The organism is Vibrio sp. CK2-1 (assembly GCF_021726515.1).
Taxonomy (GTDB): domain Bacteria; phylum Pseudomonadota; class Gammaproteobacteria; order Enterobacterales; family Vibrionaceae; genus Vibrio.
In genome coordinates, this window is the sequence record NZ_JAKKCJ010000002.1 from 109,162 (window position 1) to 127,771 (window position 18,610).

16 protein-coding genes are annotated in these 18,610 nt (G+C 42.7%); 15 read left to right on the forward strand and 1 reads right to left on the reverse strand.

Annotation, left to right across the window (positions count from 1 at the left end; all coding sequences use genetic code 11):
- The first annotated feature begins 103 nt into the window (after positions 1-103).
- The 4 genes from L3V25_RS05285 to oxyR all read left to right on the forward strand — a co-directional run bounded on the left by L3V25_RS05285 (position 104) and on the right by oxyR (position 4,665).
- Positions 104-343, forward strand: coding sequence for a DUF1656 domain-containing protein (locus L3V25_RS05285; RefSeq protein WP_237294452.1), 240 nt, complete (start codon positions 104-106; stop codon positions 341-343).
- Positions 344-425: 82 nt separating this feature from the next.
- Complete coding sequence (locus tag L3V25_RS05290; RefSeq protein WP_237294453.1) at positions 426-1,283, forward strand: HlyD family secretion protein; 858 nt, start codon at positions 426-428, stop codon at positions 1,281-1,283.
- Between the two features lie 12 nt (positions 1,284-1,295).
- A complete protein-coding gene (locus L3V25_RS05295; RefSeq protein ID WP_237294454.1) occupies positions 1,296-3,404 on the forward strand; it encodes an FUSC family protein in 2,109 nt (702 codons plus the stop codon).
- 367 nt (positions 3,405-3,771) lie between these two features.
- Complete coding sequence (gene oxyR / locus L3V25_RS05300; protein ID WP_237294455.1) at positions 3,772-4,665, forward strand: DNA-binding transcriptional regulator OxyR; 894 nt, start codon at positions 3,772-3,774, stop codon at positions 4,663-4,665.
- A 94-nt stretch (positions 4,666-4,759) separates the two neighbouring features.
- Here the strand turns inward: oxyR and L3V25_RS05305 are convergent, their stop codons facing one another.
- Complete coding sequence (locus L3V25_RS05305; protein ID WP_237294456.1) at positions 4,760-7,330, reverse strand: PBP1A family penicillin-binding protein; 2,571 nt, start codon at positions 7,328-7,330, stop codon at positions 4,760-4,762.
- Positions 7,331-7,586: 256 nt separating this feature from the next.
- Here L3V25_RS05305 and pilM point away from each other — a divergent pair, with 256 nt between their 5' ends.
- From pilM to L3V25_RS05360, 11 genes are all read left to right on the forward strand, one after another.
- Positions 7,587-8,603, forward strand: coding sequence for a type IV pilus assembly protein PilM (gene pilM / locus L3V25_RS05310; RefSeq protein WP_237294457.1), 1,017 nt, complete (start codon positions 7,587-7,589; stop codon positions 8,601-8,603).
- Positions 8,593-9,192, forward strand: a complete 600-nt coding sequence (locus L3V25_RS05315) for a PilN domain-containing protein (protein ID WP_237294458.1) — start codon at positions 8,593-8,595, stop codon at positions 9,190-9,192. The genes pilM and L3V25_RS05315 overlap by 11 nt, the downstream gene beginning before the upstream one ends.
- The gene (gene pilO / locus L3V25_RS05320) at positions 9,192-9,776 is read left to right on the forward strand and encodes a type 4a pilus biogenesis protein PilO (protein ID WP_237294459.1); all 585 of its coding nucleotides are present in this window, start codon (positions 9,192-9,194) and stop codon (positions 9,774-9,776) included. The genes L3V25_RS05315 and pilO overlap by 1 nt, the downstream gene beginning before the upstream one ends.
- On the forward strand, positions 9,776-10,282 hold the full coding sequence (locus tag L3V25_RS05325) for a pilus assembly protein PilP (protein WP_237294962.1): 507 nt from the start codon (positions 9,776-9,778) through the stop codon (positions 10,280-10,282). Before pilO ends, L3V25_RS05325 begins: the two co-directional genes overlap by 1 nt.
- 37 nt (positions 10,283-10,319) lie before the next feature.
- Positions 10,320-12,122, forward strand: coding sequence for a type IV pilus secretin PilQ family protein (locus L3V25_RS05330; protein ID WP_237294460.1), 1,803 nt, complete (start codon positions 10,320-10,322; stop codon positions 12,120-12,122).
- A 241-nt stretch (positions 12,123-12,363) separates the two neighbouring features.
- A complete protein-coding gene (aroK, locus tag L3V25_RS05335; protein WP_089124957.1) occupies positions 12,364-12,882 on the forward strand; it encodes a shikimate kinase AroK in 519 nt (172 codons plus the stop codon).
- Positions 12,883-12,906: 24 nt separating this feature from the next.
- Positions 12,907-13,989: a 3-dehydroquinate synthase gene (gene aroB, locus L3V25_RS05340; protein WP_237294461.1), complete on the forward strand. Its 1,083-nt coding sequence runs from the start codon at positions 12,907-12,909 to the stop codon at positions 13,987-13,989.
- 238 nt (positions 13,990-14,227) lie between these two features.
- On the forward strand, positions 14,228-15,664 hold the full coding sequence (locus L3V25_RS05345) for an AAA family ATPase (RefSeq protein WP_237294462.1): 1,437 nt from the start codon (positions 14,228-14,230) through the stop codon (positions 15,662-15,664).
- Positions 15,665-15,760: 96 nt separating this feature from the next.
- A complete protein-coding gene (locus L3V25_RS05350; protein WP_237294463.1) occupies positions 15,761-16,582 on the forward strand; it encodes a Dam family site-specific DNA-(adenine-N6)-methyltransferase in 822 nt (273 codons plus the stop codon).
- Positions 16,583-16,972: 390 nt separating this feature from the next.
- On the forward strand, positions 16,973-17,644 hold the full coding sequence (gene rpe / locus L3V25_RS05355; RefSeq protein WP_237294464.1) for a ribulose-phosphate 3-epimerase: 672 nt from the start codon (positions 16,973-16,975) through the stop codon (positions 17,642-17,644).
- A gap of 93 nt (positions 17,645-17,737) precedes the next feature.
- Positions 17,738-18,436: a phosphoglycolate phosphatase gene (locus tag L3V25_RS05360; RefSeq protein ID WP_237294465.1), complete on the forward strand. Its 699-nt coding sequence runs from the start codon at positions 17,738-17,740 to the stop codon at positions 18,434-18,436.
- Positions 18,437-18,610 lie beyond the last annotated feature (174 nt).

The window sequence follows — 18,610 nt, forward strand, 5'->3', positions numbered from 1 at the left end:
GCTTAAACGCTAATATCATAAAAGGACATTATGTTTGCGTTCACTCTATGGTGAAACGTTGGCGTACTCGATTTTATGGTTATGACTTTTCAAAGGTGTGCGTTTGAACGTTGAATTTCTTCAAGTAGGTCTTCCTATCTCCGATTTAATCGTCGGGGCTTCACTGTATTTTCCGCCAATATTTAAAGCCTTTTTACTGGGTATGTTGTTGTGGGGAGTGATTCATCGGTTATTAAGAAACTGGATGTATTCTGGTGAGGTCTGGCACCCAACGTTAATGGATCTATCCTTATTTGTGTTATCCGTCTTCGTCGCTTTAATCCTGATCATGCGGCTGACATGATTGGTATATAAAGAATACGGGTAGTGCTTAGTAATTTTATCTAGAACTCTAATCAAAAAAGGTCAATCGACCTAGGTAATGTATGAAATTTAAAACGTTAAGATATTTTTCAACTGTTGCTGTGTTTGCCGTAGCCTTGTGTGCTGCTTGGTGGATGTGGAACTACTATATGCAATCACCTTGGACTCGTGATGGTAAGATCCGTGCTGATGTAGTGGATATTGCTTCTAGCGTCAATGGTACTGTGGCTTCGTTGCATGTTGAAGATAATCAGTTTGTCAAAAAAGGCGACTTGCTGATGACCATCGACCCGGAACCTTTTCTGATTGAAATTGATGAAAAAACAGCGGCGTTAGAGACAGCGCAAGCCAATGCAGAAAATGCTCAGCGTGAGTACACTCGCCGCCGTAATATGAAACAAAGCACTATTTCTAAAGAAGAATTAGAGTCAGCCGAAAGCAACGCCAAAGCAACTGCAGCGCAATACAAATCGGCTCAAGCGGCACTAGCCAAAGCAGAGTGGAAATTAAGAGAAACCAAAGTATATGCACCGGTTGATGGCTATATTAGTCACTTAAAAGTGCGTAAAGGCCGCTATGCCATTTTAGGTATTCCTTTGATTGGTCTTATTGATGCTAATTCATTTTACGTTCAAGGTTACTTTGAAGAAACCAAGCTCAAGCATATTCAAGAAGGCAGCCAAGCAGATATTACTTTATTCTCTTCAAATCAAAAATTAACCGGAAAAGTGGAAAGCATTGGTCGTGGTATTGTCGATCAAAGTGAAGCCGCTTCGCCTGAACTTCTTGCCAATATCAAGCCAAACGTACCTTGGGTACAGCTCGCTCAACGTGTTCCCGTGCGTATTAAGCTGACCGATCTACCAAAAGATCTACGCTTAATTGCCGGTACGACTTGTAGCATTTCAATTCATTATTAATTTGAGTGAATTATGAGCTTTCATTGGTTAGATTGGTCACAAACCCCATGGGGAAAGGCAACGGCTCCTCAATGGCGATATGCGATTCGTAATGCGCTGGCATTAACGCTGGCTTTATATGTGGCGTTTGTGCTCGATCTTGAGCAGCCATATTGGGCATTAACCTCTGCGGCAGTCGTGAGCTTTCCAACTTTTGGTAGTGTGATCAGTAAAAGTTTGGGGCGGATATTTGGGAGTTTATTAGGGGCTTTTGCGACCTATCATATCGTTGGTCATACTTTAAATGATCCCTGGCTATTCACTTTCTACATGTCACTGTGGATGGCTATCTGTACCTATATAGCCAGTCATTATGAAAACAATGTGTCTTATGCTTTTCAGTTAGCAGGCTACACAGCGGCCATTATTGGCTATACCACGGTTAACAGCACCGATACTCATATGCTGTTTGAAATTACTCAGGCGCGTGTGTGTGAAGTGGTTGTCGGTATTTTGTGTAGCGGCGTGATGATGATGATCTTGCCGAGTACTTCCGACGGTGTGACATTAATTAGTACCTTGCGGCAGATGCAGTCTCAGCTATTAGAGCACTTTGAATTATTGTCTCACCCGGAGTCTTATCACCCGGATGCTCATAATAAAGATCTCCATGACAAGATCCGCCTTTCTCATGAGACAGTGATTGGTAAAATTCTCTCCATGAACTTATTGCGTGTGCAAGCTTATTGGAGCCATTACCAATTACGTTACCAAGACAGCTACCTTAATCATTTATTGCAGCAACAACTGCAGATGACCAGTCATATTTCTAGCTTGCGTCGAATGCTGGTGAATTGGCCGAATCCGCCCGAAAATCTGTCGAGTGTTTTGCTAGAGATCCAGCAAGGTTTACAGTCTGGTCTGCTAAACCAATACAGCCTAGCGCAGAAATTAGCGTTAATTAAACCCACGCGTGACGATGATTTTCGTCATCATGCCTTCTGGGTTCGCTTGTGTCAGTTTTGTAAGTTGTATCTACGTTGTGCCGATACCTTACATTCAATTGAAAATATGTCTCCTGGCCATCAGCGCTCTTTAGGGGTAGTCCCGAAACGAAGCCGAATTCGTCGTCATACCGATAATACCGAAGCTTTATACAACGGGTTGCGTACTTTTGTATGTTTGGTTACCTGTAGCTGGTTTTGGATTAACTCTCAATGGGATATGGGGGCAGGAGCGGCGACTCTAGCCGCAGTGAGTTGTTTATTAAACTCTACCAGCCCAGCGCCTATGGTCGCGATCACTACCATGTTCCGTTCGGTGCTATGGCTATGCGTGGCGGTATTTATTTTGAAATTTGGTATTTTATTGCAAATTAGCACCTTTGGGCCATTCGCCATCTTATTGATCCTGACTGTCATCACCATGGAGTTAAAAAAGCTTCAATCGGTTAGAAATGCAGGTTTGTGGGGGATCTTGATTGTGTTTATGGGGACCTTTATTGCGATCACTAACCCGCCGACGTATGACTATCAAAGCTTTGTGAACACTTGCGTCAGTATGATTGTTGGGATCTTATTCTCAGCGGTGGCATTTCATGTCTTTAAGCCAAGCTCAGACCGTCGTAAAGGCTTGCGTATTGCCAAATCATTAAGACGTGATGTACTGACTCAGTTAAGTTCTCGCTCAGGGATGGATCACTATGAATTTGAATCTTTGGTGTATAACCGAGTTAACCGTTTGAGCCAAAGTAAAGACCAATGTACTCGCTTAGGCTTATTGCGCTTGGGAGTCGTGACATTGAACTGTCAGCATGCCGTTTATCAACTAAAAACAATGCACTCAGCAAAAGCGGCTGAAACATTGCAAATGGTTGAAAGCAACCTATATCAAGTCTATAAATCGATGAAGATAAAGCAGGCTTGGTTTATCGCTCATAATTGGGAGTTCCACTATTCCCATGATGAAGTGCAATTGCAGCAATCACTCAATTCATTAATGCAATTAAGTGAATCATTAGCAAGCGAAGGACAAATAGCATTATCTGGTGTGGTTTGGCGTTTGTATTGTAGTTTGCTGCAATTACAACAAGTGAATGTGGCCGATGATGGAAAAAGTTTGGAACTTAAGACTCAATCGTGAGTCTCAATAGATACCACTGCTTTTTCTTAATTTGAATCCTGTGATTAAAATTTAAGATGACCCCGCTTCGGATTAGAATGCGGGGTTTTTTGTTTTTTAATCATTTATATTTTTACCAATCAGCGTTCTTCGACCAGTCCTGTTTGAGATCGTCATTTGAAAAGTAGCAAGCGGCATGCCATCCATCTTGGATTCTAGATATCTGTTTGATTAAATTTTTCATTACTTACCTCGAAAAAAAAGAGGCCAAAGGGGTAGCCTCAAAGTAGTGAAGTGCGGTTGTCGGGGTTATTATCATCAAAAATCTTTGATAGCCCCAATCGTTTAGTGCTATTGTTTTGATAGTTTTTTACTATGGAGTTGTTGTGTGAATATCCGTGATTTTGAATATTTAGTTGCACTAGCGGAACATAAACATTTTCGTAAAGCGGCGGAAGCCTGCTTTGTTAGTCAGCCGACGCTGAGTGGCCAAATTAGAAAAATGGAAGATGAGCTAGGAACGTCGTTACTTGAACGTAGTAGTCGCCGAGTCCTATTTACCGATTCTGGTTTGCAGTTGGTGTCTCAAGCCAAGCGCGTGCTAGCAGAGGTGAAGACTTTTATTGATATGGCCAGTTTGCAAGGTAAGGAAATGAGTGGGCCGCTGCATATTGGCTTTATTCCAACGATAGGTCCTTATTTGTTGCCACGCATCATTCAGCCGTTAAAAAAGGCTTTTCCCGATCTCGAATTATTTTTGCATGAAGCTCAAACCAATCAATTAGTCAGACAGTTAGAAGAAGGGCGTTTAGATTGTATCGTGCTTGCTTCGGTGGCGGAGACTCAGCCTTTTATTGAGCTAGATATACTTGATGAACCACTCATGATGGCGGTGCCTGAAGCGCACCCATGGGCTGAAAAGACAGAGTTAGAAATGGAGCAATTAAAAGGCCATACCGTACTCTCTCTTGGTGATGGTCATTGCTTACGCGATCAAGCTTTAGGTTTTTGTTTTGCTGCGGGCGCTAATGATGATGATCGTTTTAAAGCGACCAGTTTAGAAACCTTGCGAAACATGGTCGCAGCGGGTGGTGGCGTGACTTTATTGCCACAATTATCCGTTCCTAAAGAAAAGATTAAAGACGGCGTGTGTTATTTAAAAGCGATTAACCCTACGCCTAGTCGTAAAGTAGTGCTGGCTTATCGACCGGGTTCGCCATTAAGAAAGCGTTTTGAGCAGCTTGCTGAATTTATCTCGAAGACGGTTAATCTCAACGATTAATAGAACATAAACGAAACAAAAAAGAGGCCATCGAATATCGATGGCCTCTTTGTTATGTAGACTTTTTGCTATTTAGAATCGTTTAAAGCAAGACTTAGAATAAGCTATCGCCATCTTCATCTTCAGAATAGAGATCGGTACCTTGATCTTCTACTACTGATTCGGTTGGCTGAGTACCCGCTTCAAAGTATTCCCACATTGAAGAATCATCATTTTTATCGGTGAGTAAGCCACTGTCGCGGTCAATACGCACACGAATGATTCCTGGTGGTAGTTGTTTTTCTTGCTCAGGTACATCTTTCAGGGCAATTTTCATAAACTCAACCCAAGCTGGCTGAGCGGTTGTTGCGCCTGATTCGCCACCGTTATATTGCTCTTTGCGATCAAAGTTTGCGTTAGCGGCGGTATAACCAAGTGGACGGTTAGCACCATCAAAACCAACCCAAGTACTGGCAACAATGCCCGGAGCGTAGCCGTTATACCAAGTATCGACTGAGTCGTTGGTGGTACCGGTTTTACCACCGATATCGCGGCGTTTTAATGCTTGTCCACGCCAACCTGTACCGTTCCAGCCAGTGCCGTTACTCCAAACACCGCCACCCCAAATGTTGCTGTACATCATTTCACGCACGAGGAATGCAGTTTGTGGTGAGATGACTTTTTCAGCGTATTTAGGTTGTTCTTCGGTGCCTTGGTCATCGATCACAACAGGCTCATGTGAACAGTTTCTTTCACATACTTTAGTTGGGTTTGAACGGAAAACCAAATCACCGTATGGGCTGTTAACGTGATCAATATAGTAAGGTTCTACGTAGTAACCGCCATTGGCAAATACTGCAATACCTTGTGCCATTTTGATTGGCGTTAAGCTACCCGCACCCAGTGCGATAGTTTCTGAATGCGGCAGTTTTTCCGGATCGAAACCAAAGCGAGGTAGGTAGTCTAGTACATCATCTAGGCCAACACGGCGTAGTGTGCGTACTGCCATTACGTTTTTCGATTGGGCTAAACCACGACGTAACATGGTTGGGCCTAAATACACCGGTGGTGAGTTCTTCGGACGCCATGCAGTGCCTTGACCTTCATCCCATTGGTTAATCGGTGCATCGTTAATTAAGGTGGCTAAGGTTAAGCCTTTATCTATTGCAGATGAGTAGATGAAAGGTTTAATACTTGAACCTACTTGACGCTCTGCCATTGTGGCACGGTCAAATTTACTGTGCACAAAGTTAAAACCACCAACCAATGATAGTACTGCGCCGTCATCAGGGTTTAATGCGACAAAAGCAGTATTCACAATTGGCACTTGGCTTAGCTGCCAGGTGGAGTTAGCAATTGGATCAACGATTTCTTCTTCTTCGGCATTTGCTTGTTGGTCTAAAGCATTTTCCGTTTCTTCTGCCGCTGGTTTTTCTTCTAAAACGCCCATTGGACGAACCCAGATCTGCTGACCGATTTCTAGCATGTCAGCCGCTTTAGATGGCGCTGGGCCTTGGCGTTTATCGTTATAGTATTTACGCGCCCATTTCAAACCGTCCCATTCAATGGTTTGTTCACCACGGTTTTTGATGTACACGGTAGCAGAGCGTTGAGAAATACCCGTCACTAGAGCAGGGTGGATCAAACCAAACGTTGGCTTGCCTTTTAGGTACTTATCCATTTGCTCTTGAGTAAAGGCGGTTTCTTGTGGTTTCCAAGCCACGGCTTCAGCACCACGGTAGCCATGACGCTCGTCATAGTTAAGTAGGTTACCAATCGCGGCTTGGTTAGCAGCTTCTTGCAAGTTAGATTTCACCGTAGTGTAAACCTGCATACCTGAGCTATAAGCTTCTTCACCGTAACGTTTTACTGCCCAACCACGTGCTAATTCAGCAACATAAGGGGCATTCACTTCAATATGTGCACCGTGATATTTACCATCAATCGGTTCTGCATCAGCAGCATCAAACTCTTCTTGAGTGATGTACTTCTCTTCTAGCATACGAAGCAATACAACATGACGACGAGTCTTGGCACGATCAATCGAGTAGATAGGGTTCATGGTCGATGGCGCTTTAGGAAGACCAGCAATAATTGCCATCTCACCTAAGGTTAAGTCTTTCGGTTCTTTACCAAAATAACTTAAAGACGCAGCACCTACACCATAAGAGCGGTATCCCAAATAAATTTTGTTGAGGTACAACTCTAGGATTTCTTGTTTATTCAGAACTTGCTCAATGTGAATCGCGATAAAAATCTCTTTGATTTTACGCATGATCTTTTTGTCATTCGACAAGAAGAAGTTACGCGCAAGCTGCTGAGTAATGGTACTCGCACCTTGTTTCGCTGAGCCTGAAATTGCCACTACGACTGCGGCACGCACAATACCAATTGGGTCAATACCATAGTGTTGGTAATAGCGGCTATCTTCCGTTGCGATGAAGGCTTCTTGCATTTGCAGCGGAATATCATCGAGCTTAAGAGGGATGCGTCGTTTTTCACCAAACTGAGCAATTAGCTTTCCATCTTGGCTATAGACTTGCATTGGGGTTTGCAGTTGTACGTTCTTCAAAGTTGCAACGTCTGGGAGCTGAGGTTTTAGGTAGTAATAGAACCCAAAAATTGTTGTCACTCCAAGAATCATGCAAACAAATGAAAAAATGAGCAATGGCTTTATGAACTTCACCGGATATTCCCTGATTGAGTAAGGATGTGTCGATATAAACACCTGTACAGTAGGTGCACATATTAGCATATCGCTAAAAAAATGCGTTCTTAACTTTTTATTTTAATAAGTGATGTCATTTCAATAAGGGATGTTATTTCCATCAATGATTTGAATTTTAGTAAATCGGCTTATCGGTTTATTAAGTAGTTAAGTGCGCTTATTTATTCATCCAACCTTTGTTGAGGAGCGATTCCTCTAGCTGGAGCCTAGCAATATGGGTAAATCTTTCGTCACGGGCATCGATATTGGTCACCATAGTATTAAAGCTGTGGTTATGAAACCCGCTGGAGAACTGTTTGAACTGGTGAGTTACAAAGAAGTGCCAGCAACGGAGGCTATTTTTTCAGATAACCATACCTTTGATCATCAAGAGATTGTCAAAAAATTAAAAGAGTTAAAAAAACAGCTGCCAATGATGGCCAGAAATGTTGTGTTATCCGTGCCAGACAATGCGGTAATCAGTAAAGTTCTGCATATTGATAGCGAACTAGAAGAACGAGAAAAAGAATTTGCTATCTACCAAGTGTTTGGTCAGCAATCGCCCTTTCCGGTAGAAGATTTAAGCTTAGATTATGTCAAAGTGGAATCGGATACCTTAAAGCGAGCACCTACTTCGACCTATCAAGTTTATGCCACTCGTAAAGAAGTGATAGAAAGTCGCATGGATGCGGTAAAAAAATCCGGCTTCAAACCAATTGTGATGGACATCCAAGCCCATGGCCTGCTTCGAGTATGGCAATTGGCGACTCAAGTTGACCCGACAAAGCAAAGTTGGTTGTTAGTTGATATTGGCCATAGTCAAACTTCACTGTGTATTGCGCCGAATAATCGCCCTGCTTATTACAAAGATATTCCTTTTGGTACGCAAAACATCAAGCCTTCTCCGGCATTAACCCTCGATAGTGACTCACCAAGCGTTGAGCTGAATCAGCAAGATGAATTTATTGCCGAATTAGCGGAGCGTTTAACTCGTCAGCTTAGTATGTACGGCTCGGTTAACCAGCAGCAAAAAATTGAAGGGATTTGGTTAACTGGTGGTGGCGCAACCTTAGCAGCGATTGATGAGTATTTATCAGAAAAGCTCGACCTTGCTGTTGAAGTACTTGATCCATTAAAGCTGCTGCAAGGCAAAGTGAAAAATAATATTCAATCAGAAGCATGCACCTTTAGCGTGGCGGCTGGATTAGCCATTCGCGGCATTCAATGGCAAGGAGGAAAGCATGTTGCATGATATTAACCTGCTGCCATGGCGTGAAGAAAAGCGTCAGCAATATAAGCAACGCTTCTATGGAATGGTGGTTTTAGGGATCTTGGCCGCATTGATGCTGCAATGGTTTGCCAGCTTATATATCGATCATTTAAAAGATCAGCAAAAGAGTCGTAATCAACAACTACAAACTTATATCAGCAAACTTGATAAAGAATTAGTCAACTTAAAAGAAATTGAAGCCAAACATAAGTCGATATTAACGCGTTTAAGGTTGGTTGAGTCGCTGCAAAATGAGCGTAATAAAACCACTGATTTTATGAACCTTATGCCGGAGTTAGTTCCAGAGGGCGTCTATGTCGACAAAATTAAAATGAGTGGCAGAGAAGTAGAGATGGCAGGGGTGAGTGATAGCACCGCTCGTCTGGCGACCATGTTGGATAATTTCGAAAACTCTACCTGGCTCGTTGATGTGGAAATGCATTCCATTATTTCTGGCAAGGTATTGTTTGGTAAAAAGTTTCAAAGTTTTAAATTGTCATTTCGCTTTGAAGAAGAACAACCGGAACAAGCGAACGATGGGCAGACTATTGCTAAACAAGGAGGTCAGTAATGGTCGATTTTCGAGAACTTGATTTTGAAGATATGCCGGAATGGCCATTACTTCCTCAGTTATTAGCGATTGGCGCATTGGTGATCGTGCTGCAAGTTGTTGGCGCTTGGTTTTATTTATCGCCACAGCAAGATGAGCTTGAGCAGATTCGTCAACAAGAGGTCACGTTAAAAAGTTCTATTCGCATCAAAGCCGCCAAAGTGGCAGCACTACCGCAGCTACAAGCGCAGCTCGATGAATTGAATACTCGCTATCAATATTTATTAAAGCAGTTGCCGGTTCAAAAAGAGCTCGCGAGCATGCTGTCTTCAGTGAACGATATTGGTATTAAAAATGATTTGAGTTTTACCCGTGTTGATTGGGGCGAAAAGCAAGTACAGGAGTTCTTATATCGTCTGCCACTGAATATTGAGCTTACCGGTGCTTATAACGATATCGCTCAGTTCTCTGAAGCCGTTGCTAAATTGCCACGGATTATCAGTTTACACAATGTGGAGTGGCAACGCGTGAGTCAAGAAAGTAGTACGTTGCACTTCCGTGTTCGTGCTTATACCTACCAGTTTAAGCCGGAGGATGGTCAATGATGAAGCCAAGTTTGACGATGCTTTCTGCATTGGTACTAGTCGGTTGTCAGCAATCCAATGATTCGATCCCTAATTTTATTTCTCAAGTGGAAAATCAATCACGTAAAGAAATTGCCCAGCTGGAGCCGGAGAAACCGTTTAAAGCATCGCAATATAGCGGTATGAGTTTACGAGCACCTTTTAGCTTACCTGCTGTTGCGGTGGCCAATCAGCCTCGAACGAAGCAAGACTGCTGGCAACCGGGGTTACGTAGCAAAACGGGCCAGCTTGAACAGTATCCGTTAGAGCAATTACACCTTCGAGGGGTAATGGGTAGTAAAGATGATATTTCTGGTTTAGTGCAAACGCCGAAAGGCACTTTAGTGAAGGTTCAACCTGGAGAATATGTTGGGTTGAATAACGGCAAGGTGGCTCAAGTGACCCCGAAATTTATTTTAATCAAAGAGACACTCCCAGATGGATTGGGGTGTTGGCAGCAGCGAAACGTTAAGTTAGCGCTGAAGTAATCACAACGACGTGAAGATAATAATTGAGTATTAAATTATGCATAAAGGATTAACGCTGACAGCTTGGACTCGCCAATTCACTTTGATGTCGACCATTGCTTGTACACTTCTTTCAGGACCAACTGCCGTTGCTGCGACAACCTCTTCTAAGACTTCTAGCTCGGCGACACAATCAGAGCAAGGGTTGAGTAATAAATTTGTTGGCCTCGACTTTCGTTTAAATAAAGAAAAAGAAGGGGTGATTGTCGTCAAGTTAGGCTCTTCTGCCTCAGCGGTAGATATTAAGAAAAACCCTCAAGGTTTAGCCATTGATTTAATTCATACTCAAGTCAGCGATGATGATTTGTATGTGATCGACGTGAAAGACTTCTCTACGGCAGTCAAAACCGTTGAGGTATTTCGAGAGGAACCGAACACCCGTCTACAAGCTTTAATTTCTGGTGACTTTACCTATGACTATCGTTTGAAAGGTAAGAATTTAGAAATTATCGTGACAGAAGTGAAGGCTAAACCTAGGTCGGTAGCAGCCAAACAAACAACGGCCTTAGATAAAGAAAACAAAGTCATTTCGATTAACTTTCAAGATATTCCAGTGCGGAACGTATTACAGTTAATCGCTGATTATAACGGTTTTAACCTCGTGGTTTCAGACTCAGTGACTGGCAACTTAACACTTCGCCTAGATGGCGTACCTTGGCAGCAAGTGCTGGATATCATCCTGCAAGTGAAAGGCTTAGATAAAAGGGTCGAAGGTAATGTTGTTTTAGTGGCGCCAAAAGCCGAATTGGATGCCCAGCAAAAGCAACGTTTAGAGCAGGCTCGTATGGAAGAAGAACTTGGCGATTTAAGCTCTGAGTTGATTCAAGTTAATTTTGCTAAAGCCTCGGATATCGCTGGGTTAATTGGTGGTGAAGGTGAGCTCAGCATGTTGTCGAGCCGCGGTAATATCACAGTCGATGAGCGAACAAACTCATTACTCATCCGCGATCTGCCAAATAATATCGACATCATTAAAGGCATTGTTGAATCATTAGATATTCCGGTTAAGCAAGTGCAAATTGAAGCACGTATCGTGACGGTCAATGAAGGTAATATGCAAGATCTAGGGGTTCGCTGGGGGATTGCGGAAACCAATGGCTCTTTTTCAACAGGCGGCTCAATAGAAAGTACTGTTGGTCAAGCTGGTATTGCTAATGGTGGTAATGGTATTGATTTTACTGGTAATGGTGATAGTACTGTCGGTATTGAAGATTTCCTTAATGTTAACTTAGCCGCGACTAGCTCTAATGCATCGAGCATTGCTTTTCAGGTGGCAAAGTTAGGCTCTGATACTTTGTTGGATTTAGAGTTATCGGCATTACAAGCTGAATCAAAAGCAGAAATTATCTCGAGTCCTCGTTTGATTACTACCAATAAACAACCCGCTTATATTGAGCAAGGTACCGAAATTCCTTATTTAGAGGCGGCATCAAGTGGCGCGACTTCAGTCAGCTTTAAAAAAGCGGTATTAAGCTTGAAAGTAACACCGCAAATTACACCGGATAATCGCTTAGTACTTGATTTAAGTGTGACTCAGGATAGACCTGGGGCGGTGGTGAAAACTGGTGACGGTGAAGCGGTGGCTATTGATACTCAGCGCATCGGTACTCAGGTATTAGTTGATAATGGTGAGACGGTAGTGCTTGGTGGTATTTACCAACATTCTGTGCAAACCAGTGTCGATAAAGTGCCACTATTGGGAGATATCCCATATTTAGGAGCACTATTCCGCCGTAGTTATGAGAATCATGGCAAAAGTGAGTTATTGATTTTCGTGACACCAAAAGTAGTCTTACAGTAGTGAGGTCGGTGCTTTGCAAGCGATCTGGTTCATTAAAGAATCAAGATAAATGCATTGTAAGCAAAATTAAAGTTGCATTAGTGGCACCATACTTAGATAATTTCGGGTCTGATCACGAATTATCTGTGAGGAATTAGGTGCCACAATGATATCTAATGAGGCTTTTGCACGCATAAAGCAAACCTCATAATAGAATATCGGATGGCAATTTCATTAAATTAACGTTGAATTACTGCTAAACATGGCCGAAAAACGCAATATTTTTCTTGTTGGCCCAATGGGTGCCGGCAAAAGTACAATTGGTAGACATCTAGCTCAACAGCTGCACATGGAGTTCTTAGATTCTGATACGGTTATTGAACAAAGAACTGGTGCAGATATCAGTTGGGTATTTGATGTTGAAGGTGAAGAAGGTTTCCGCGTTCGCGAAGAAGCTGTCATCGATGACTTAACTCAAGAGCAAGGTATCGTACTGGCAACAGGCGGTGGCTCAATTAAGAGCAAAGATAATCGTAATTACTTATCTGCACGAGGCATTGTGGTTTACCTTGAAACGACAATTGAAAAGCAATTGGCTCGTACTAATCGCGATAAAAAACGCCCTTTATTACAAACGGGTGAGCCGCGTGAAGTATTAGAAGCTCTAGCTGCTGAACGCAATCCTCTATATGAAGAAATCGCTGATTATACTGTGCGCACTGATGATCAAAGCGCTAAAGTAGTGGCTAATCTTATTGTAAAAATGCTAGAAGAAAACTAGCCGATAGCTTAGGAGACCCAAACCATGGAACGGATTAATGTGGATCTTGCTGAGCGAAGCTATCCTATCTCTATTGGCGCTGGATTGTTAACCAATCCAGCGCTTTTCTCACATTTAAAAGCCAATCAAAAAGTGGTCGTGATCAGTAATGACACGGTTGCGCCTCTGTACGCTGATCGTTTAATTCAAACATTGACCAGCCTGCAATGCCAAGTTGATTTATTAACTCTGCCAGATGGCGAGCAATATAAATCGTTGGAAACCTTTAATACCGTTATGAGTTTTCTGCTTGAAGGTAACTACAGCCGTGATGTTGTACTAGTGGCGCTTGGTGGTGGTGTGATTGGTGATTTAGTTGGCTTTGCTGCTGCTTGTTATCAGCGTGGCGTTGACTTTATTCAGGTGCCAACCACATTGTTGTCACAGGTTGATTCATCTGTTGGTGGAAAAACTGCGGTTAATCATCCACTCGGTAAAAATATGATTGGGGCTTTTTACCAGCCGAAATCAGTGATTATTGATACCGATTGTTTGGATACTTTACCTGAGCGTGAGTTTGCTGCAGGTATGGCCGAGGTGATTAAATACGGCATTATCATTGATGGTGATTTCTTCACTTGGCTTGAACAGAATATGGCCAAGTTAGTCGCGTTGGATAATCAAGCTTTGTGCTATGCGATTGCACGTTGCTGCCAAATTAAAGCTGATGTGGTTGCGGCTGATGAAAAAGAATCCGGTGTACGTGCTTTGCTTAACCTTGGTCATACTTATGGCCACGCGATTGAAGCTGAAATGGGGTACGGCAACTGGCTACATGGTGAGGCGGTTGCTGCTGGCACCATGATGGCGGCTCATACGGCTTTGCTTCGAGGGCTAATGAGTTCAGAGCAAGTTGAACGAATTCAGCGTATTTTGGTCGAAGCTAAGCTTCCTATACACACTCCAGAGACTATGACTTATGAGCATTTTATTAAACATATGATGCGAGATAAGAAGGTTTTAGCCGGTCAATTGCGTTTAATTTTGCCGACTGGAATAGGTTCATCGGAAGTGTTAGGAAATACTGATGAAGCCATAATCAGACAAGCAATTGAAGCTTGCCGATAGCGCCATATTTAAATGAATATAATGCCACATATTAGATGGCAAATAATTTGGGAATCAACGTAGTAGAACCTCTATTGCGTTGATTTTCCTGTTTATAATACTGAAAATGATATTAATCATGGCAGTTGGGTAGTTTTTCCATAAACTATTCATTTATTGTGTTTTTTTTTGACATTTTTTATTTGATAGCGTGCTATTTATAGAGCATTCCTATTTTGACGTATTTAAGAGGCTAGTAATGAGCATGACTCATGATGGTGCACATATGGTGCAATTAGAATCGCAAACTGACATTCTTGATGGTTTGCAAATGTTTACTCGCCTTGATTCTAACGTAATCTACGTTGAGGGAGAGAAAGGTTCTGGTAAATCGTGGCTTGCACAACGCTTCCTTAATACCGATAAAAAAATTCAAACATTATCTTTTCTAATTTGTTTACCGACTCAAACGGCGGAGCAACAACGTAGCGTACTTCTCGGTCAGCTGTTGTCGGATAGTTTTTGTACTGGCGAAGAAACCTTACTTGAGAGCTTATCGGTATTTCGCAAAGACCAAGACTGCAAGGCGACGATTATTGTTGATGACGCAAACTTGTTAGCGGAACACTTACTCGATGAGCTGGCACAGCTAGTATTGGCTGCACAACAAAATCCATTATGGCAAATCAGTGTTATCTTGTTTACAAAACCTAACGAGATTGATGAGTCATCATTAAATACCGATCCGAAACCAGAATTTAAGCGTTTAACGATCTCTCCGTTAACCGATAGCGAAGCGACGGATTTTATCGATCAATTCGTTATCCCAGTCGCCCATATTGACTCTGACAAGAAAAAACAAGCCATTCATCGCGCTGCTCAATCTGTCGTTAAATACCCAGCTAACTTATTAGCATTATCTGAATCGCATAAAAAACCGGTGGTATGTTGGGTTAAGCGTTCGTTGATTGCCTTAATTATTATTTTGTTGGCTCTAGGTGGTTGGTCTTGGTGGACCAGTTATCAGGCTCGAGTTCAAGATCAGCAAACGGAAACGGATGTCATTGAACAAAATGAAGTTAAGCAAGATGCGGCAGATACACTTCCAAATCAAGTTAGTTCAGCAACGGATACCACATCAGGTGCGCAATCGACATTAGATGCCGAACAACCTCAAGAAGACGATACGCTACCGCAGGCGGTGACGGATAAAACGTTAACCGTAGGCGATGAGTCTGATTCTGAACAAAAACGTGTGGTGGTGCCTTCAAAGGTTGTCGATGCATTGCTGGATGGCGACTCACCGAAAGATGCCAAAGTGTCTAATGATGAAGTGACATCCGCTCAAGCTTCATCGGTTCAAAATACGGGAAGTTCATTGAAAGATGATCAGCTTACGTTAGCCGATGATGCGTTATTAGCATTACCTGCTGAGCGTTATACCTTGCAATTAGCGGCAGTCACTAAGCAAGAAGAAGCGGTTAACTTTATTAAGATGTATGACCTAGATGGTCAAGTTCGAGTTTACCGCACGCTACGTAATCAGCAATCTTGGTATATCGTGACTTACCAAGACTTTGCTAGCATCAAGGAAACCCGAGATGCGGCTCAAGAACTATCATTAGCGCTACAAAAAGAACAACCATGGCCTAAATCGATAGCGCAAGTTCATCAAGAAATTGAACGAGCGAAATAGCGCAGACCCTAGCGCGGAAATATGTTACATTCCTCAGCCCATCAACAATTTCGATGGGTTGGTGAAAACACTTGTGGTCGGTGAGTAGTAAAATAAATGAAGAAGCAGCGAGCTTTCCTCAAATGGGCAGGCGGTAAATACGGTTTAGTTGAAGACATTCAACGTCACCTACCAGAAGGTAGAAAGCTAGTTGAACCTTTCGTCGGAGCGGGTTCGGTATTTTTGAATACCGACTATGACCAATATCTATTGGCCGATATCAATCCAGACTTAATTAATCTGTATAACTTATTAAAACAGCAACCTGACTTGTTTATTCAAGAGGCACAGCGTTTTTTCACACCTGAATATAACCGCAAAGAAGTCTACCTAGGCGTACGCGCTGACTTTAACCAGAGCCAAGATACTTTTTTCCGCTCTCTTGCTTTCCTATATATGAATCGATTCGGTTTTAATGGTTTATGCCGTTACAACAAAAAAGGTGGCTTTAATGTGCCTTTTGGTTCTTATAAAAAACCTTACTTCCCTGAAAATGAAATGCTGAACTTTGCTGAAAAAGCCAAGAAGGCGACATTTGTGTGTGAAGGCTACCCACAGACGTTTGCCCGAGCGCGCAAAGGTTGTGTGGTGTATTGCGACCCTCCTTATGCTCCATTAGCTCAAGCGAGTAACTTTACTTCTTACGCTGGTAATGGCTTTTCATTAGACGACCAAGCAGAATTAGCCAGTATTGCCGAGCACACCGCCGTGCAACGCGATATCCCAGTACTGATTTCCAATCACGATACCGCATTAACTCGCCGCCTATATAAAGGTGCTCAGTTGAACGTAGTGAAAGTAAAACGCACCATCAGTCGCAATGGCGCAGGCCGTAACAAGGTTGATGAGTTATTGGCGCTGTTTGAAGCGAAGGGGTAGTTTCGGTACTCGGATTCTCGGTCGTTTCACTTCTCGTTGCTCGAAATTTGTTGTGGGTGACGTGTAGCGTGTAACGAGGAAAAGCGTGGTAACCTGTTGTTAACTCGCGACACAGAATGAAGTATTCACGCCTCTCGCTACAGCCTTTTCGTTTCTTTTTTTCTCTTACTGCTCTTTCTCTCAACTCGAAACACAGTGTTCACGTATCTAGTCACTTCTTTCTGTGTCTTTGCCGAGTTACGAGCAGCGAAGCGCCCGAGCCACGAAACTCGCTCAATAATACCGTGACCATCAACTCGTAAACTACCTCTCATCTTGTATATAAACGTTTGCTTGGGTAAACTTGCGCCAATTTCATCCCATTGATTTAGGCCATACTCGGAGTTAGCCATGAAAGACTTTCTGATCGCACCATCCATCCTCTCTGCTGATTTTGCTCGTTTAGGCGAAGATGTCGAAAGAGTATTAGCCGCGGGTGCTGATGTTGTTCACTTTGATGTGATGGACAATCACTATGTGCCTAACCTGACTTTTGGCGCGCCAATCTGTAAAGCGTTGCGTGACTACGGGATTACTGCGCCGATTGATGTTCACTTAATGGTAAAACCTGTCGATAGCATCGTGCCTGAGTTTGCAAAAGCGGGCGCATCGATGATCACTTTCCACATTGAAGCTTCTGAGCACGTTGACCGTACTTTGCAATTAATCAAAGAACACGGTTGTCAGGCAGGGGTAGTGTTTAACCCAGCAACGCCGCTTCATCACCTAGATTACATCATGGATAAAGTCGATATGATTTTGTTGATGTCAGTAAACCCAGGCTTTGGTGGTCAATCTTTCATTCCATCTACGTTAGATAAGTTACGTGAAGTACGTAAGCGTATTGATGCAAGTGGCCGTAATATCCGTCTTGAAATTGATGGTGGTGTGAAAGTGGATAATATCCGTGAAATCGCTGAAGCGGGTGCAGATATGTTCGTGGCAGGCTCGGCAATTTTCAATCAACCTGATTATAAAGAAGTGATTGATCAGATGCGCGAAGAACTTGCGAAAGCAAAATAACGCTAAATGCCCCTAGGTAACTAGTGGTCGATATCAAAAGAGGCTTGAGATACACTCAAGCCTCTTTTTTGTTTGAATGGAAGTGTGTTGTAAATGGAAGCTGTGAAGACCCTACAAGATATTCAATTAATCGCATTTGATTTAGATGGCACTTTACTTGATAGCGTACCTGATCTGGCGGTTGCCGCCGATCAAGCCGTACAAAGCTTAGGTTTTCCATCGGTAACCGAAGAACAAGTTCGAGATTGGGTTGGTAATGGCGCAGACATACTGATTGGTCGCGCGCTAAGTCAGAATATTAAAGTTGATCCATCATTAGATGCGGATTTGCTGAAACAAGCGCGTGTGCGTTTTGATGAGTATTATCACCAAGGTGGTCATCGATTAAGTCATTTATATTCTAATGTAACATCGACATTGAAGGCCTTGCATCAAGCTGGCTATAAAATGGCGATTGTCACCAATAAGCCTTCCGCTTTTGTGCCAGATATTTTGCAGCAGCATGGCATTGCCGATCTGTTTGTCGATGTGATTGGTGGTGATGACTTCCCCAATAAAAAGCCAGATCCGATGGCGCTAAACTGGTTATTAGAAAAGCATCAAGTCAGCGCACAGCAAATGCTGATGGTCGGCGATTCAAAAAATGATGTATTAGCTGCGCAAAATGCCGGTTGTCATAGTTTTGCACTGACTTATGGCTACAACCACGGTGAGCCAATTTCTGACTCAGCCCCAGACTACGTTGCAGATAATATTGCTGAGATGCTAGATGTGCTGAGTGTTTCTCAATAATTGTGGTTATTCGAACAATTAGTCCGATAAAACGCTAGTCAAACCGAGCTAGATCAGTAAACTGAAATGCCTGTTTATCTTTCATTTAATTTGAATGCAAAGAGACAGGCATTATTTTTAATTTCAGCCCAGTATTCGATGATGAGTATTAATAGGGGCGACAGTAAGGGAAAA

What these genes read in the sequence shown, in the direction of transcription:
- L3V25_RS05290 (WP_237294453.1), top strand. Translation starts at nt 426, where the DNA reads ATGAAATTTAAAACGTTAAGATATTTTTCAACTGTTGCTGTGTTTGCC.
- L3V25_RS05295 (WP_237294454.1), top strand. Translation starts at nt 1,296, where the DNA reads ATGAGCTTTCATTGGTTAGATTGGTCACAAACCCCATGGGGAAAGGCA.
- pilM (WP_237294457.1), top strand. Translation starts at nt 7,587, where the DNA reads ATGGGTAAATCTTTCGTCACGGGCATCGATATTGGTCACCATAGTATT.
- L3V25_RS05315 (WP_237294458.1), top strand. Translation starts at nt 8,593, where the DNA reads ATGTTGCATGATATTAACCTGCTGCCATGGCGTGAAGAAAAGCGTCAG.
- pilO (WP_237294459.1), top strand. Translation starts at nt 9,192, where the DNA reads ATGGTCGATTTTCGAGAACTTGATTTTGAAGATATGCCGGAATGGCCA.
- L3V25_RS05325 (WP_237294962.1), top strand. Translation starts at nt 9,776, where the DNA reads ATGAAGCCAAGTTTGACGATGCTTTCTGCATTGGTACTAGTCGGTTGT.
- L3V25_RS05330 (WP_237294460.1), top strand. Translation starts at nt 10,320, where the DNA reads ATGCATAAAGGATTAACGCTGACAGCTTGGACTCGCCAATTCACTTTG.
- aroK (WP_089124957.1), top strand. Translation starts at nt 12,364, where the DNA reads ATGGCCGAAAAACGCAATATTTTTCTTGTTGGCCCAATGGGTGCCGGC.
- aroB (WP_237294461.1), top strand. Translation starts at nt 12,907, where the DNA reads ATGGAACGGATTAATGTGGATCTTGCTGAGCGAAGCTATCCTATCTCT.
- L3V25_RS05345 (WP_237294462.1), top strand. Translation starts at nt 14,228, where the DNA reads ATGAGCATGACTCATGATGGTGCACATATGGTGCAATTAGAATCGCAA.
- L3V25_RS05350 (WP_237294463.1), top strand. Translation starts at nt 15,761, where the DNA reads ATGAAGAAGCAGCGAGCTTTCCTCAAATGGGCAGGCGGTAAATACGGT.
- rpe (WP_237294464.1), top strand. Translation starts at nt 16,973, where the DNA reads ATGAAAGACTTTCTGATCGCACCATCCATCCTCTCTGCTGATTTTGCT.
- L3V25_RS05360 (WP_237294465.1), top strand. Translation starts at nt 17,738, where the DNA reads ATGGAAGCTGTGAAGACCCTACAAGATATTCAATTAATCGCATTTGAT.